We start from the raw sequence: 14159 nt of genomic DNA on the forward strand, positions 1-14159 counted from the left end.
AATTTAGAAAAGTGGTTAGTTAAAATTACCATATGGTTCGTAATGAATTGTACTATGGAATAGAAGGATAAAGGTTATAAATGACATATTTTTTTATAAAAAACGGTATGAGCTATACGAACAAAAAATATATTTTATTCCATTTTAAATAAAAAAACTATGAATAAATTTTATTAATGCACTAACTATTTTAAATTCCATCATTTTATTAATCTGCTATAATGTATGGAAAATATTTAATAGGGGCGAAAGGATAAATTACTGATGGGTGAACTATATGAATATATTGAAATAAATCAGAAAAAAACAATAAAATTTTTCTCATTCAAAGCCAAAGATACAGAAAGAATTATCCCTATGCATTGGCATGATAGTCCTGAACTAATTTATTGTGTAGAAGGAAAGCTAAAAGTCTGGTATGAAGGAAAAATTGTTACCCTGGGAAAGGGAGATTTGCTATTAATCAATTCTAATACCCCACATTCTACCCAAAGTATAACTCATAATAATGTATGCATCATTCAGTTTCCTGGAAATTTTCTTGAAGAAGAAAATAAATCGATTCATTTAAGCACTTGCGAAAACAAATATGATGCGCAAGTAATAGACTATACTAGGAAAATAATAACTGAAATTATAGAATACCATGTATCGACGAACGAATATGACTACTTATTGGAACAGAGTAAAATACTTCATCTAAAATATTTGTTGGTAACAAATTTTTCCTCTGGAGCTAATGGGAAATGTGAAGATAATAATCGCAAACAATTAAAATTGAAGCAGCTTGAAATTGTAATAAGGCATCTCAAAAATAACTATAAAGATAATCCTAGCTTAAAAGAAATTGCCAATGCCTGTGGATATTCTGAAGCGTATCTCTCTCGATTATTTCATACAATAACTGGACAGACTTTCATAGATTTTAAAAGAAATCTTTGTTTAGAAAAAGCAATTGAGCTTATGAATACAACAGATAAAACCATTACACAAATTGCCTATGAATCAGGTTTTTCAAATGTAAAATCATTTAGAAACTATTTTCGATCAACCATGAATATTAATCCCAAATACTATAAAAGGTCAAAAAATGACCCTTAATTAGTAAGAAAATGCAACGTAATGTAAACGTATTCCTGTTATCCTTGTTTGTGTGGTTAGCTAAATTACACGTGTTTTTGATAATTAATAAACAGAAATGAGGGGGAGAAATGAGTAATAAAAATTATAAAAATATTGCTCAAGAAGTAATACGTGGTATTGGTGGGACTGACAACATTATTTCGATGGCTCATTGTGCTACTAGGCTAAGATTAATTGTAAAAGATAGGGATATAATTGATGATGAATTGATTGAAAATATTGATTTTGCTAAAGGTTTCTTCTTTACTTCTGGTCAATATCAAATTATTTTTGGAACGGGTACAGTAAATCATGTTTATGATGCGATGTTGCAAGAAGGCGTATCGGGAACAACAAAGTCTGAATTGAAAGAGATTGCTTCAGATAAAGATGATAATATCTTTTTAAGAATGATACGTTTGTTCGGAGATGTATTCGTGCCAATTATACCGGCATTGGTAGCTACTGGGTTATTTATGGGTGTAAGAGGATTGATTTTACAACCTGATATCCTCGCAGTATTTGGTTTAACGCCAGACCATATTTCAGATAATTTTATTAAGTTTACTCAAATATTAACAGATACTGCTTTTGCATTTCTTCCTGTATTAGTTTGTTGGTCTGCTTTCAAAGTATTTGGAGGTTCGCAATTATTAGGAATTCTGTTAGGGCTAATGCTTGTACATCCAAGTCTGCCCACATCATGGGATGTTGCACAAAATGTAGCAGAGCCTTTAAAATTTTTCGGAATTATAAAAGTTGCAGGCTATCAAGGTTCTGTTCTTCCTGCATTTATTGTTGGGGCTTTGGGAGCAAAGGTGGAAGGATTTATTAGAAAAAGAGTGCCGAGTGCTCTTGATTTAATTTTATCTCCGTTCTTCACTTTATTAATCATGATAGTTTTAGCGTTTTTCTTAATTGGCCCTGTTTTTCATGAAGTAGAATTATTATTATTACATGCAGTAACATATGTTTTAGAATTACCATTTGGTATTGGTGGTTTAATTTATGGTGGGATTAATCAAATAATCGTTATAACAGGATTGCACCATCCTCTTAATTTAATTGAAATCCAAATGCTTGCTGATACAGGAAAAAATTTGGTTAACCCGATAAGTACTGCTTCGATCTGTGCTCAAGCAGGAGCAGCATTTGCAGTCGCGGTTAAATCAAAAAATGTGAAAACTAAGGCTATTGCATATCCCTCCACTATGTCTGCATTACTAGGAATTACTGAGCCAGCTATTTTTGGTGTTACATTAAGATACGGGAAGCCTTTTATTATGGGATTAATAGGGGGTGCTGCTGGTGGATTTGTAGCTGGGTTAATGCACTTATCAGCCACAGGAATGTCTATCACAGCTATTCCAGGGACTTTGCTATTTCTGAATAGTCAAATTTTTGGATATTTATTAGTATCCCTAATCGGGTTTGGTGTGGCATTTATTCTTACCTATCTTTTTGGATATAAAGATCACCCAAAAACAAAATAATAAGGAGGGAGTATCGATGCAAAAAAATGAAGTTATGGCTTTAATCGATTCTCTGTCCGTTGAGGAAAAAATCGGTCAACTTGTGCAATTAACTGGAGATTTTTTTACTAATGAAACGGAAGAAACGATAACTGGTCCAATAAAAAAATTAGGATTAAATGAAAATTATAATATTTATCATACAGGATCAATCTTAAATATTACTAATGCTCATGAAATAATTAAAATTCAAGAGAAATATTTAGAAAACTCAGGCCATAAAATCCCTTTGCTTTTTATGGCAGATATTATATATGGATTTAGAACTATCTTTCCCATTCCATTGGCACAAACTTGTAGTTGGAACTTTGATTTAATAGAAGAAGCAGCTTCCATTAGTGCTAAGGAATCCTATGAAGAAGGATTACACGTTACATTTTCTCCTATGGTTGATATTGTAAGAGATCCAAGATGGGGCCGTGTTATGGAATCTCCTGGAGAAGATACGCTTATGGCGGAATTATTTGCAGAAAGAGTAATAAAAGGACTTCAAGGTAATTCCGAGCAAAAAATACCGAAAGATAAAATTGCTGGATGTGTTAAACACTTTGCAGCATATGGAGCTCCTATAGCAGGGCGTGAGTACAATGCAGTAGATATGTCTGAGCATACATTGCGGGAGGTATATTTACCGAGTTACTTATCGGCAGTAAAAGCAAAAGTTAAGCTTGTTATGACGGCATTCAATACTTTAAATGGCGTACCTTCAACCGGTAACGAGTGGTTAAATAAAATGATATTAAGAGATGAATTTAAATTCGCGGGAGTACTTATTTCAGATTATGCAGCTGTTGAGGAATTAATTACTCATGGATATGCTAATGGACCAAAAGAAGCAGCGCAGCTAGCATTAAAAGCAACAGTAGATATTGATATGAAAACATCGGTTTTTGCTAATGAATTAGGTGCAATTGTTAATAACAATGAGCAAATGATGGATTTACTAAATAAAGCAGTTTATAGGATTTTATCCTTGAAAAATGATCTGGGCTTATTCGAAGATCCATATAGAGGATTAAAAGAAAGATCAGCAGAAAACTCTAGTATCTTATGTTCTGAGCATAAAAAGACTGCTTTAATGTTAAGTGAGGAATCGATTGTTTTATTAAAGAATAATGGTGTCTTGCCATTAGAAAAGGGCAAAAAGGCTGCAATTATTGGACCATATCACGATGAAAAATCAACACTTGGTATGTGGGCTATAAAAGGCGATATAAATGACACTATTACACTGAAAGATGGGATAAACGAGATTGTAGGGAATAATAAGAATCCCTTTTGCAGAGGATCACATTTAATAGAGAAGGAAACTGCACACTTACTTGGAAAATTTGAAGATAAAATTCCAAATGAAAGAATAAGTAATGATGAATTAATAGAAGAAGCTGTTAACTTAGCAAAGGACTCTGAAATTGTAATACTAGCATTAGGTGAAAGTATTTTTCAGAGTGGTGAAGGTGGATCACGTACAGAGATTACATTACCTAAACCTCAACAAAAATTATTCGAAGCTATAAAAAAATTAAATAAACAAATAATTACTATCATTTATAGTGGGCGTCCTTTAATTTTAACTGATGTAGAAAAACACTCAGATGCTCTTATACAGGCTTGGTTTCCTGGTATTATGGGAGGTAAGGCCTTAGCGAATATTCTCTATGGGATAAGTAATCCATCAGGAAAGCTGTCGATGTCTTTCCCAAGGAGTGTTGGACAAATACCAATCTATTATAATGAGTTAAACACAGGGAGACCAGATCTGCCAGAAAATGCTTTTTATCGCTTTGCTTCACGATATATTGATGAATCTAATAAACCATTATTCTCTTTTGGCTATGGATTATCTTATACAACTTATCAGTATAACTCTGTCTCACTTAATAAAAAGTTAATAAGGCAAAATAGCCATGATGAATTAATTATAACAGTTGAGGTTGAAAATACTGGGGATTATGACGGTTATGAGATTGTGCAGCTTTACATAAGAGACCAGTTTGGCAGTACTGCTAGACCAGTAAAGGTACTAAAAGACTTCAAAAAGGTATTTATTAGAAAAGGCGAAGTGAAAACAATCTCATTTACAATTACAGAGGAGCAATTGAAAATTTATCGAAGTGATTTAAGCTTTGCTAGCGAGCCTGGTCAATTTGATGTTTATATCGGTTCTAGTAGTGAAGATTTACCTTTAAAAGAAAGTTTTGAATTAATTCAAACAAGCTAAATGAATTTATATAGAAATGCAATGAGTCTAAGGCTGGAATATAACCAGCTTTAACTAATTAAGAAAGGTGAATTTGAAGTACTCAAATTCACCTTTCCTTATTATAGAAAAGAAAACCCTGGGCTATGCCTAGGGTTCCAAAAAGCTTACAGCGTGGTATTAAAAAAACTTCCTCTTGGTGCTAAAATATTTTTTGGTTCGCCAACCGAAAATAAATAGCCAGGAGGAAGTCCTTATGTCAAAAGACAATAATAGTTTAGCACACACAACTTGGAATTGTAAGTATCACATAGTATTTGCACCAAAATATAGAAGACAAATAATTTACGGGAAAATAAAGAAAGATATTGGGCAAATCTTACGTACCTTATGTGAGAGGAAAGGCGTGGAGATAATAGAAGCAACAGCGTGTAAGGATCACGTACATATGTTAGTGAGTATTCCGCCAAAATTAAGTGTATCAGCATTCGTAGGCTATCTAAAAGGGAAAAGTAGCTTGATGATATTTGATCGACATGCACAATTGAAATATAAGTATGGAAATCGAAAATTTTGGTGTACAGGATATTATGTAGATACGGTAGGAAGAAACAAGAAGGTAATTGAAGAATATATCCGTAATCAAATACAAGATGATATAGTCGCAGAACAATTAACAATGATGGAATATATTGATCCATTTACAGGGGAAGAAGTGAAGAAAAAGAAACGAAAAAATTAGGAGAGAAGGCCTTTGAGGTCTGGCCAGTAGAAGTAGTACAATTGGCGAACCTTTCAGTAGCCCTTTAGGGTTTGGTCAGTAATAAAGGCTTTCAGCCGCAGAGAAAACCACCCGTTCTGATCTGAACCCAAAAAGTTAGACACGGGATTTAGGCAGCTACTAGGGCATGAGTTCGATATTGCACCGGACTCATGCCTTTTAATTTTGTCTTAATCCGTTTGTGGTTATAGTAGTGAATGTAATTCTCTAATTCTTCTTTAAAATGCTCCATACTCTCAAATTCTTTTAAATAGAGTAATTCAGACTTTAATAAGCCAAAGAAATTCTCCATGACTGCGTTATCTAAACAATTCCCCTTACGTGACATACTTTGAGTAATCTCATGTTTCTTTAAAGCATGTTGGTACTTCTTCATTTGATACTGCCAACCTTGATCCGAATGGAGGATAGGGGTGTCACCCTCTTTCAAATGCTCAAAAGCTTTGTCCAGCATTTTCGAAACAAGTAGATAAACAGGACGCTTTTCTATGTTATAAGCGATGATTTCTCCGTTGAATAAATCTAGAACGGGGGACAAATATAGCTTCTCCCCGTGTAGATGGAATTCTGTTACATCCGTTACCCACTTTTCGTTTGGTTTCGATGCTTTAAAGTCACGTTCCAAAATATTTGGGGCTATTTTCCCTACTTGCCCACGGTAGGAACGATATTTTTTCATACGCACAAGACACTTTAATCCCATCTCATTCATAAGACGGCGGACTGTTTTATGATTTATTTTGATGCCTCGGTTATGTAATTCTAATGTGATCCGACGATATCCATATCGTCCCTGATGTTCATCAAAAATCTCCTGAATTAACTCTTTAACTTCCTTATATTTATCTGGGCGATCCATTTGTTTTACCCAATAGTAATACGTACTACGCGCAATACCAGCGACCTTTACTAGATCAATCACTTTAAATTCTTGCCTTAATTCATAAATTATTTGCGCTTTGTCCTGTTCTGTAGTTTTTCCTTTTCTTGAATTAAGGCATGTAACTTTTTTAAGTAAGCATTCTCCATCCGTAAACGTTCATTTTCAGCTCGTAATGCTTCTTCAGACCCTTCTACTGGTTGAGGTTTATTCGTTTCCTTTTTCATTGGTGGGCGCCCCTTTTGTGTTGGTTTCAGGGCGTCAATTCCATGTAATTCAAAACCTTTTTGCCATTTTAGAATGGTACTATGTGTTGCAATGTTAAATATTGCAGCAGTTTCCCTTATAGACGTCCCTGTCTCTCTCATATAATTCAGTACGTCTAGTTTAAACTGTGTTGTATAAGATGTATAGGGTTTTATTAAAGCATCGGCACCATGATATTCATATTGTTTTATCCAATTTAATAAGACTGTATGATGTACCCCTATGGATTTCGCAATAAATTTTACCCCCTCCGTTCCCTGTAGATAACGAATAACTGCTTCTATTTTTTCCTCTATATTAAATTTAGACATATAAAAACTGCACCTCCAACTGTTAGTTTGTGTCTAACAATTGGGGTGCAGTTCATTCTCACGGGTGGTCCTTATTTTATGGTTCCGGAGAGCTTATAGCGAGGTAAAATAAAAAAAGTTTGTGAAATAATTGACTTGAACAAACGCGGGGATTTCTTTCATATAAAACCATAATTGATAATATATACTTATTAAATGTTTGGAATCAAAAATATAGGAAAAGAACCCATATTTTATAAGTGTTTTTCCTATTCTCTATTGGAAGTTGAGTAATTAGGTTTATGTAATATATGAAATAACCAAGTTATAAATTTTGCTATCAGAAGTACTAATACGTAACCCCAAAATAAATGGAAATAATTAATTTCACCATACATTCTAAAAAGACCAATACTTACTAAAATAGGTTTTAAAATAAAAGCAAATAAGGCAGCAGTTATTATAGAGTATAGGTAATAATTTTTATGCTTATTTAATGTCCATTGATAAATAAGCATGAAAGCCACAGGGACCATGGAGGTGTCCAATGAGATGCTTGGCAGTGCAGGGATAATTTGATAAGGGTAATGCCAATACCCTCGATTTATACCGTATAAATCGATGAATGTAAAAAAAACATGAACATTATATCCATAGAAACCAATTAGATATACTTTACTTCGGTCCATTTTGATATAAAGAATAACCAATGGGATTAAAAGAATAACAATTAAAAACCAGAACTGCCACGTAGAAGGGTTAGAATAGTCTGTCCAATAATTAATTAAAGAATCAGTATTCTCTTTTCTACCGTGTAGAATCTTGTCAAATTCACGTAAACGATTCAAAAAAAAATTCCTCCTTCATATTTGCCTTATATAGTTAGAATAACCTAATATATTTTGTTTATTAATAATTAAAGAAGGTAATTATTTCATTTTTTGAGTAAGTGCAGCAGTACTTTGGGGGGAAACATGGAAAGAGCTTTATACAAATGAAAGAATGGGTAAAATTAATAAACTTTTACGATTTGTTGGTTGTTTTGAACCAAGTAGCTGCCGGAATTTAATAGTCGGTTATACAATTAATGCTAAATCAGTATTCGAAAAGGCTTGAGGTTAATTTTGATTTCTTTTGGTACGTTTTTAATACCAAAAGTAAATGGAATTAGGTATTGAGTCAGCTTTGTTTATGGCTTGGATACTATAAAAGGTAAAGATTATATATTAGGTAAAGTTCCAGATAAAAAACTAGTAAGAGTTTCCTAAGAGAAACGTGATTTAATACGTTCGTTCCTCCAATTCAGTTTTTAATTAGTTTGTTTTTCTCGTTTGGTTAAATACACTGTATGAACCATGCACTAGAAAGAAATTTAATCATATATAAATGGTATCCAGTTTTATTTTGATGAGGAGGATATAATGGAACCACTATTACCTATGGAAAAATATTTCGGTAAGTTAGAACTAGTATATTCATTTTATGGAGCTATGCCTACAGGTGTTAGTGTATCAGAAACCGGTCGCGTTTTCATTTGCTTTCCAAAGTGGGGAGACCTTGTTAAATTTACTGTAGCTGAAATTGTTGGGGGGAAATTGCAGCCTTATCCTAGTTATGAAACTAATTTGTTTAACCCTGCGAATAACAAAGTGTCTTTCATCAGCGTCCAAAGTGTAGTCGCAGATGGTAGAGGAACGCTTTGGATATTAGATACAGCAGCACCAAATTTTTCTGAACCTATTAAAGGTGAAGCAAAACTAGTCGCTGTTGATTTAGAAACAAATACAATAAGGAAAGTATATAATTTTACAGAAGATGTTGTCTTGCCTACAACTTATATGAATGATGTCCGTTTTGATTTTCGTGTTGGAAAAGCAGGTTATGCCTATATAACGGATTCTTCTTCAAAAGGACCAGGAGCTATTATTGTTGTAGATTTATCAAGTGGGAACGCGTTTAGACGGTTAAATGGTGCAAAATCAACTTCGCCTGATCCTTACTTTTTACCGAAAGTAGAAGGCGAAATTTTGATGAATAGAAACAAAGATGGTTCAACTTCTCCATTTAGATTGGCATCTGATAGTCTTGCGATATCTCCCGATGGAAAGAGGTTATTTTTTGCGCCATTAACCAGTCGTCATTTGTTTTCGATTTCAACAGAAGCCTTGAGAGACAGAAATATACCAGACATGGCTTTACGTTATCATCTGGAGTATTGGGGAGAAAAAGGTGCATCTGATGGAATGATCACTGATGCAAAGGGAAATGTTTATGCGGGGGATTATGAAAACAACAGTATCCGTAAAATATTGCCAAATGGCATAATGGAAACTATTGCCCATGATCCTAGAATTCTGTGGCCGGATACTTTTTCAATTGGTCCGGATCAATATTTGTATGTCATTGTGAACCAATTACATCGGCAGCCTAGATTTCATTATGGAAAAGACTTACGACAGAAACCTTATAGTTTACTTCGTCTCAAAGTTGATGAAAATCCTGCTCCGACCTTTTCATAATAAAATAGTTAATTAATCATTTTCATTAATATAGTGTAAAACAAACATAAGTAAGCTAGAAGTATTAACTTACTTCCGGCGTAAAAAACTTAAAATATTTTTAGGAACAGTTTATTTGGTAAATTATAAACTGTACCTTAGAATTTTTTATAATGTCGGTAAATTCAATGCTGTTTGGATATTATTTAAATCTAAACTAATTTGTTCGTTTGTATCCCAAGCATGATACCATCCTTTTTCTACCATATAAGCGGATATCTGTTCATGGATATCAAGAGCTTCCACTAAATGGCGAGTGAGCATTTCTTTAATTTCTGGTGTACCTGCCTCTGTAACTGCCATGGCATAATTTCTAACTCCACTTTTAGCTGAAATTAATAAATCCATTGTAACTACTTGGTCGGATAGTGCGTTCATGCCAGTTAAATTTTCAATGATTGGATTCATGTATATTCATCTCCTAATTACTGCTTAGCGTTCGAAAGGATTGAAGCATATTCTTGTAATTGTCTCGTAGACACATCAATGTCTAACTGCATAATATCTTTTAATTGCGGATCTGTAACTAACGCTCTCATCGTTTTTGATTTAGTCAAACAAGTGGTTTTAAATGTAGATATCTCATGGACTTCAAGAACTTCATGTAAAGCATAGTTCATTTTTTTATCTCCTTCCTTAAGGTTTCAACAAGACCTTAATACAATTATCCAGTTTCGCGTCAAAAATTTCATATCCATGTTTTGCTTCACTAAGTGGAAGTACATGACTCACGACATCTCCTGGGTCAATTTTTCCCGTCGAAACTAATTCAAACATATATGGCATATAATGAATTACCGGTGCTTGTCCAGAGCGGATATTCACGTTTCGCTGCATAATATCTCCAAAAGGGAAACCATTGTATCTGCCTCCGTAAACGCCAGTAACTTGAATTGTCCCGCCTTTACGCACAGCTTGTGAAGCTATGACAAATGCACTTAATGCTCCACCTTGAAGTTTCAAACCGCTCGCGAGGAATTCCATATCTGTCATTTTACCATCCATACCAACAGCGTCGATGACAACATCTGCACCGCCTTTAGTGATTTCTTTTAGATAACTTCCTACATTCTCATGGTCCTCAAAGTTAACAATTTCTACTTTATTAGTTCGCTTGGCGTGCTGGAGGCGATAATGGACATAATCAACGGCAATGACTCGCTTTGCTCCTTTTAACCAACAGAATTTTTGAGCAAAAAGACCTACCGGACCACAGCCAAGAACAATAACTGTATCTCCATTTTTGACGCCTGCGTTGTCAACACTCCAAAAACCTGTAGTCATGGCATCCGCAATGACAGCTAACTTTTCATCCGGTTCTTCACAAGTCTCTGGAATTTTGAAATGAGTAAAGTTGGCAAAGGGTACTCTTAGATATTCGGCTTGCCCACCAGGATAGCCACCAGTCGTACCAGAATATCCGAAATAGGCACCCATATCACCATTATCATTAGAATTATCACATTGGCTTTCCAAATTATTTTTACAATAAATGCAATCACCACAAGCTATATTAAAGGGGATAATGACTCGGTCTCCCTTTTTCACCTTAGTCACACCTGGACCAACTTCTTCGACTATTCCCATTGGTTCATGGCCGATAACGTAGTTTTCTTGCATGTTAGGAATCATGCCGTGAATTAAGTGTAAATCAGACCCACATATTGCTGTACTCGTTACCTTAATAATCATGTCATCTGGTTTTTCAATTTTTGGGTCTGGAACTTCTTTGACTACAACATTTTTAATACCTTGATACGTAACTGCCTTCATGATATATAGCCTCCAGTGTTAGTGTTCATCAGGTGTCCGGTCAAACATACCTTTTCTATTGGTCTCAACCGGGAATAGATTCATTTTGCCAATCATCAATGTATTGTTGGCAGAGAGCTGATCTAGTTTATACTGTTCACTTAGTTCGTATGGATGGAACCATTTCTTATCAATCATTAGTTCCGTAATTTCTTGATGCATGGCAATACCTTGCATTAACTGGTTTCGTAGAAGGGCTCTAACATCAGGTGATGCAGACTCCGTTAATGCGACAGCAATATTGCGAACACCTTCTTTGGCACGAAGGAGGAAATCCATCGCAAATGTGGTATCTGCTAACTCAGGCATGTGTAGAGAGTTAATAGGGTCTAAATAGTCTTGATTCAATTTATTTACCTCCTTTTCAATTTATTATTGGTGTAGGTCGGTTTTGAGGAACAGGAGCTTCAAAAGGTGCGCGTTGATAAATTTCCTGTAATTCTCCAAGCGCTTGGATGGATTGCTGAACATCTTTTTGCATTAATGCTCTCAAATCCTGATCAAATACCAGTCCTTGCATTAGTTTTGATTTCGCTAAGCATAGGGTTTTAAAATTAATAACTTCATGTAGATCCAATGACTCATGATCGGCTAATTTTTTTATGTCCATTATGGGTCCCCTTTTTTTGACTTATACAAAGGTATTGTTTCAAATTTAAGATAAAATATTCCTTTCTTAAAAGTTTTAAGAAAGGAATATTTTTGAAGGATAAGGGCTGATAATTTCTGCGTAAGCAGAAATTATCTTACATATGAGAGATAGCTTTTTCTTATGTGCTTTATAGTCTTGCCAATTTTCGAAAGACTCGTTATTATTTACTGTGAGGCTTAATGCTGCACATGGATAAAGGAGCTAGTGTCATGATTATTCAATTCATTCGCTATAGATAGAAAGGGTATAGACTTGGATAAAATCCAACTCGAATTTTCAAAAAAATTTGATGAGGGTTTATTTGTCTATGCCTTTTTCATTTATGTAAAAACGAATGAATGAGGTGACTGTTAAAAGAAAATAAAAGAATAAAGAGTGCGAAATATGTGAGTAATTTTGAAAACATTTTTGCTTGTCCAATATGTAGATCGTCTATGCAGGTTATCGATTTTAAAAGTTTAATCTGCTTAAATCACCATACATTTGATTTTGCAAGGCAAGGATATCTGAACTTGATGACTCACTCAGTAAATACTAAGTACAGCAAAGCTCTTTTTGAAGCAAGAAGAAAACTTATTACCCAAGGGGAATTTTTTACACCATTAAGCCATGCAATTGCAAAGTTTATTATGGAACATCTTGTTAAGACAAAAGAAACAATTTCTATTCTTGATACGGGATGTGGCGAAGGTTCACATCTTTCTAATATTTGTGAAATTATTCGTTCCAACTTTTTCTAAAGTGTATTAGGAGTAGGAATAGATATTTCTAAAGAAGGAATTATGGTAGCTTCTAAGAACTATTCTGATAAGATTTGGGCTGTGGCTGATCTCGCGAACACACCATTTAAATTTAAACAATTTGATGTTATCCTGAATATCCTATCACCCTCAAATTATGCTGAATTTGATAGATTGTTGAAACCAAATGGTATAGTAATCAAAATTGTACCTCAAAATAGTTACTTAAAAGAGTTGAGAGAACATCTTTTTCAAAAAAACGAAAAACAGTTTTACTCTAATGCAGAGACTATGGAGAGATTTAAGAAGAGTTTTCAATTTGTAGAATGTTCAAGATTAAGCTATACCATGAACCTTAATAAATCCTCAATTGAATGGTTGGTTCAAATGACTCCGTTGACTTGGTCAACAACAGAGGAACAAATAAAATCTTTTTTAATTAAGGATTCGGCTCAAATAACTGTTGATTTGGATATATTAATTGGTAAAAATACAATTTAGGAAAAAGACTATTAGGATGGCCTTGTGAGGGGGCAGCCCTAATAGTCTTTTCTGCAATTATTGGCTGCTTTCTAAAATAAAAAGGAAGTCTTTTTATTTTAGGGCTAACGGGCAGGTTGAACCATCTAACTTTATATTTTATACCATTTATAGTCTTATAAACATTAACATAGGTTCTTTATAACAGACAACGAAGCAGTAAGATTTTACCGAAAAAATGGATTTAAAATAACAAGTTTAGGTAAAAAAATTTCTCGGTGTAGAGCGGCTCTTATGTTACTATAGCAACACTTTGTAATATGGAGGTATCGCATTTTCTTATTGCACTAAAGGAGGTTAGTATGAGAAGGAATTAACAGTATAGAGTTAATGCATTAAAACTCAGGTATTGCTATGGTAATATAAATTTGATGGGGATAAGGAGTGTTCTAATTATTATTTAGAAAGGTGGAAGGATTCAAATGAACGAATATATGAATATGATAGAGACTGCATTGAAAGACAGTAATCCATTGAAACTTATTTTAAAAGGATGGATGGAAGAGGGGGCTGGTGTTGTCGCTGTAGTTTATGCAACTACAGATTCTAACAAAGCTAGAAGTTTTATCGAGGAAATAAATTCTGTAGTCAACGATGACAACTACTATATGGTTTACAGTGTCCCTTTTGATGTGGATTTAACCCAAATTGGGCATTACCCTTCAATAGCAATATCTAAAGAAGACTTTAAATAATTTGTTTTACATATCAGTTCCTATTTGCCTTATTATAAAAAATCCTAATGAATTTAATATTAAATCTTATTAGAAATGGAAGTTAAAAAA

At 33.9% G+C, this 14159-nt stretch carries 15 protein-coding genes; 8 read left to right on the forward strand and 7 right to left on the reverse strand.

The window, feature by feature from the left end; all coding sequences use genetic code 11:
* Positions 1-264 precede the first annotated feature (264 nt).
* The 4 genes from NSQ92_RS02495 (at position 265) to tnpA (ending at position 5596) form a co-directional block, all read left to right on the forward strand.
* Positions 265-1101 carry an AraC family transcriptional regulator gene (locus NSQ92_RS02495; RefSeq protein ID WP_047942830.1) on the forward strand — a complete coding sequence of 279 codons (837 nt, stop codon included), beginning with the start codon at positions 265-267 and terminating at the stop codon, positions 1099-1101.
* A gap of 110 nt (positions 1102-1211) precedes the next feature.
* Positions 1212-2615 carry a sucrose-specific PTS transporter subunit IIBC gene (locus tag NSQ92_RS02500; protein WP_047942829.1) on the forward strand — a complete coding sequence of 468 codons (1404 nt, stop codon included), beginning with the start codon at positions 1212-1214 and terminating at the stop codon, positions 2613-2615.
* Between the two features lie 16 nt (positions 2616-2631).
* Positions 2632-4875 carry a beta-glucosidase BglX gene (bglX, locus tag NSQ92_RS02505; protein WP_341117275.1) on the forward strand — a complete coding sequence of 748 codons (2244 nt, stop codon included), beginning with the start codon at positions 2632-2634 and terminating at the stop codon, positions 4873-4875.
* A 235-nt stretch (positions 4876-5110) separates the two neighbouring features.
* Entirely contained in the window at positions 5111-5596 is a 486-nt protein-coding gene (tnpA, locus tag NSQ92_RS02510) for an IS200/IS605 family transposase (protein ID WP_047944525.1), read from the forward strand.
* A 148-nt stretch (positions 5597-5744) separates the two neighbouring features.
* On the opposite strand, the gene NSQ92_RS02515 is transcribed toward tnpA, so the two are convergent.
* A protein-coding gene (locus NSQ92_RS02515) for an IS3 family transposase (RefSeq protein WP_341152345.1) occupies positions 5745-7093 on the reverse strand; the annotation gives its coding sequence in 2 pieces (ribosomal slippage) (positions 5745-6637 and positions 6637-7093; 1350 coding nt in all).
* A 248-nt stretch (positions 7094-7341) separates the two neighbouring features.
* Positions 7342-7920, reverse strand: coding sequence for a CBO0543 family protein (locus NSQ92_RS02520; protein WP_336045414.1), 579 nt, complete (start codon positions 7918-7920; stop codon positions 7342-7344).
* Between the two features lie 573 nt (positions 7921-8493).
* Between NSQ92_RS02520 and NSQ92_RS02525 the strand changes: the two genes are divergently transcribed.
* Positions 8494-9591, forward strand: a complete 1098-nt coding sequence (locus NSQ92_RS02525; protein WP_336045159.1) for an L-dopachrome tautomerase-related protein — start codon at positions 8494-8496, stop codon at positions 9589-9591.
* A 147-nt stretch (positions 9592-9738) separates the two neighbouring features.
* Here the strand turns inward: NSQ92_RS02525 and NSQ92_RS02530 are convergent, their stop codons facing one another.
* The 5 genes from NSQ92_RS02530 to NSQ92_RS02550 are packed head-to-tail and all read right to left on the reverse strand — an operon-like array spanning position 9739 to position 12052.
* Positions 9739-10038 (reverse strand): spore coat protein, encoded by a 300-nt coding sequence (locus NSQ92_RS02530; RefSeq protein ID WP_047942823.1) that lies wholly within the window; start codon positions 10036-10038, stop codon positions 9739-9741.
* A gap of 17 nt (positions 10039-10055) precedes the next feature.
* Positions 10056-10250: a hypothetical protein gene (locus NSQ92_RS02535; RefSeq protein WP_336045160.1), complete on the reverse strand. Its 195-nt coding sequence runs from the start codon at positions 10248-10250 to the stop codon at positions 10056-10058.
* A 16-nt stretch (positions 10251-10266) separates the two neighbouring features.
* The gene (locus tag NSQ92_RS02540; RefSeq protein WP_047942819.1) at positions 10267-11403 is read right to left on the reverse strand and encodes a zinc-dependent alcohol dehydrogenase; all 1137 of its coding nucleotides are present in this window, start codon (positions 11401-11403) and stop codon (positions 10267-10269) included.
* Between the two features lie 18 nt (positions 11404-11421).
* Positions 11422-11790: a spore coat protein gene (locus tag NSQ92_RS02545; RefSeq protein WP_047942818.1), complete on the reverse strand. Its 369-nt coding sequence runs from the start codon at positions 11788-11790 to the stop codon at positions 11422-11424.
* Between the two features lie 16 nt (positions 11791-11806).
* Positions 11807-12052, reverse strand: coding sequence for a hypothetical protein (locus NSQ92_RS02550; protein WP_047942817.1), 246 nt, complete (start codon positions 12050-12052; stop codon positions 11807-11809).
* A gap of 428 nt (positions 12053-12480) precedes the next feature.
* Between NSQ92_RS02550 and NSQ92_RS02555 the strand changes: the two genes are divergently transcribed.
* The 3 genes from NSQ92_RS02555 to NSQ92_RS02565 all read left to right on the forward strand — a co-directional run bounded on the left by NSQ92_RS02555 (position 12481) and on the right by NSQ92_RS02565 (position 14069).
* Positions 12481-12834, forward strand: coding sequence for a putative RNA methyltransferase (locus NSQ92_RS02555; RefSeq protein WP_341152346.1), 354 nt, complete (start codon positions 12481-12483; stop codon positions 12832-12834).
* Positions 12835-12858: 24 nt separating this feature from the next.
* A complete protein-coding gene (locus tag NSQ92_RS02560; protein ID WP_280529781.1) occupies positions 12859-13335 on the forward strand; it encodes a hypothetical protein in 477 nt (158 codons plus the stop codon).
* 461 nt (positions 13336-13796) lie between these two features.
* Entirely contained in the window at positions 13797-14069 is a 273-nt protein-coding gene (locus tag NSQ92_RS02565) for a hypothetical protein (RefSeq protein ID WP_172885222.1), read from the forward strand.
* The last annotated feature ends 90 nt before the right edge of the window (positions 14070-14159 follow it).

This window comes from Niallia sp. FSL M8-0099, from assembly GCF_038006945.1.
Classification (GTDB): Bacteria; Bacillota; Bacilli; order Bacillales; family Cytobacillaceae; genus Niallia; species Niallia circulans.

What these genes read in the sequence shown, in the direction of transcription:
- NSQ92_RS02550 (WP_047942817.1), bottom strand. Translation starts at nt 12,052, where the DNA reads ATGGACATAAAAAAATTAGCCGATCATGAGTCATTGGATCTACATGAA.
- bglX (WP_341117275.1), top strand. Translation starts at nt 2,632, where the DNA reads ATGCAAAAAAATGAAGTTATGGCTTTAATCGATTCTCTGTCCGTTGAG.
- NSQ92_RS02500 (WP_047942829.1), top strand. Translation starts at nt 1,212, where the DNA reads ATGAGTAATAAAAATTATAAAAATATTGCTCAAGAAGTAATACGTGGT.
- NSQ92_RS02540 (WP_047942819.1), bottom strand. Translation starts at nt 11,403, where the DNA reads ATGAAGGCAGTTACGTATCAAGGTATTAAAAATGTTGTAGTCAAAGAA.
- NSQ92_RS02495 (WP_047942830.1), top strand. Translation starts at nt 265, where the DNA reads ATGGGTGAACTATATGAATATATTGAAATAAATCAGAAAAAAACAATA.
- NSQ92_RS02525 (WP_336045159.1), top strand. Translation starts at nt 8,494, where the DNA reads ATGGAACCACTATTACCTATGGAAAAATATTTCGGTAAGTTAGAACTA.
- NSQ92_RS02535 (WP_336045160.1), bottom strand. Translation starts at nt 10,250, where the DNA reads ATGAACTATGCTTTACATGAAGTTCTTGAAGTCCATGAGATATCTACA.
- tnpA (WP_047944525.1), top strand. Translation starts at nt 5,111, where the DNA reads ATGTCAAAAGACAATAATAGTTTAGCACACACAACTTGGAATTGTAAG.
- NSQ92_RS02565 (WP_172885222.1), top strand. Translation starts at nt 13,797, where the DNA reads ATGAACGAATATATGAATATGATAGAGACTGCATTGAAAGACAGTAAT.
- NSQ92_RS02530 (WP_047942823.1), bottom strand. Translation starts at nt 10,038, where the DNA reads ATGAATCCAATCATTGAAAATTTAACTGGCATGAACGCACTATCCGAC.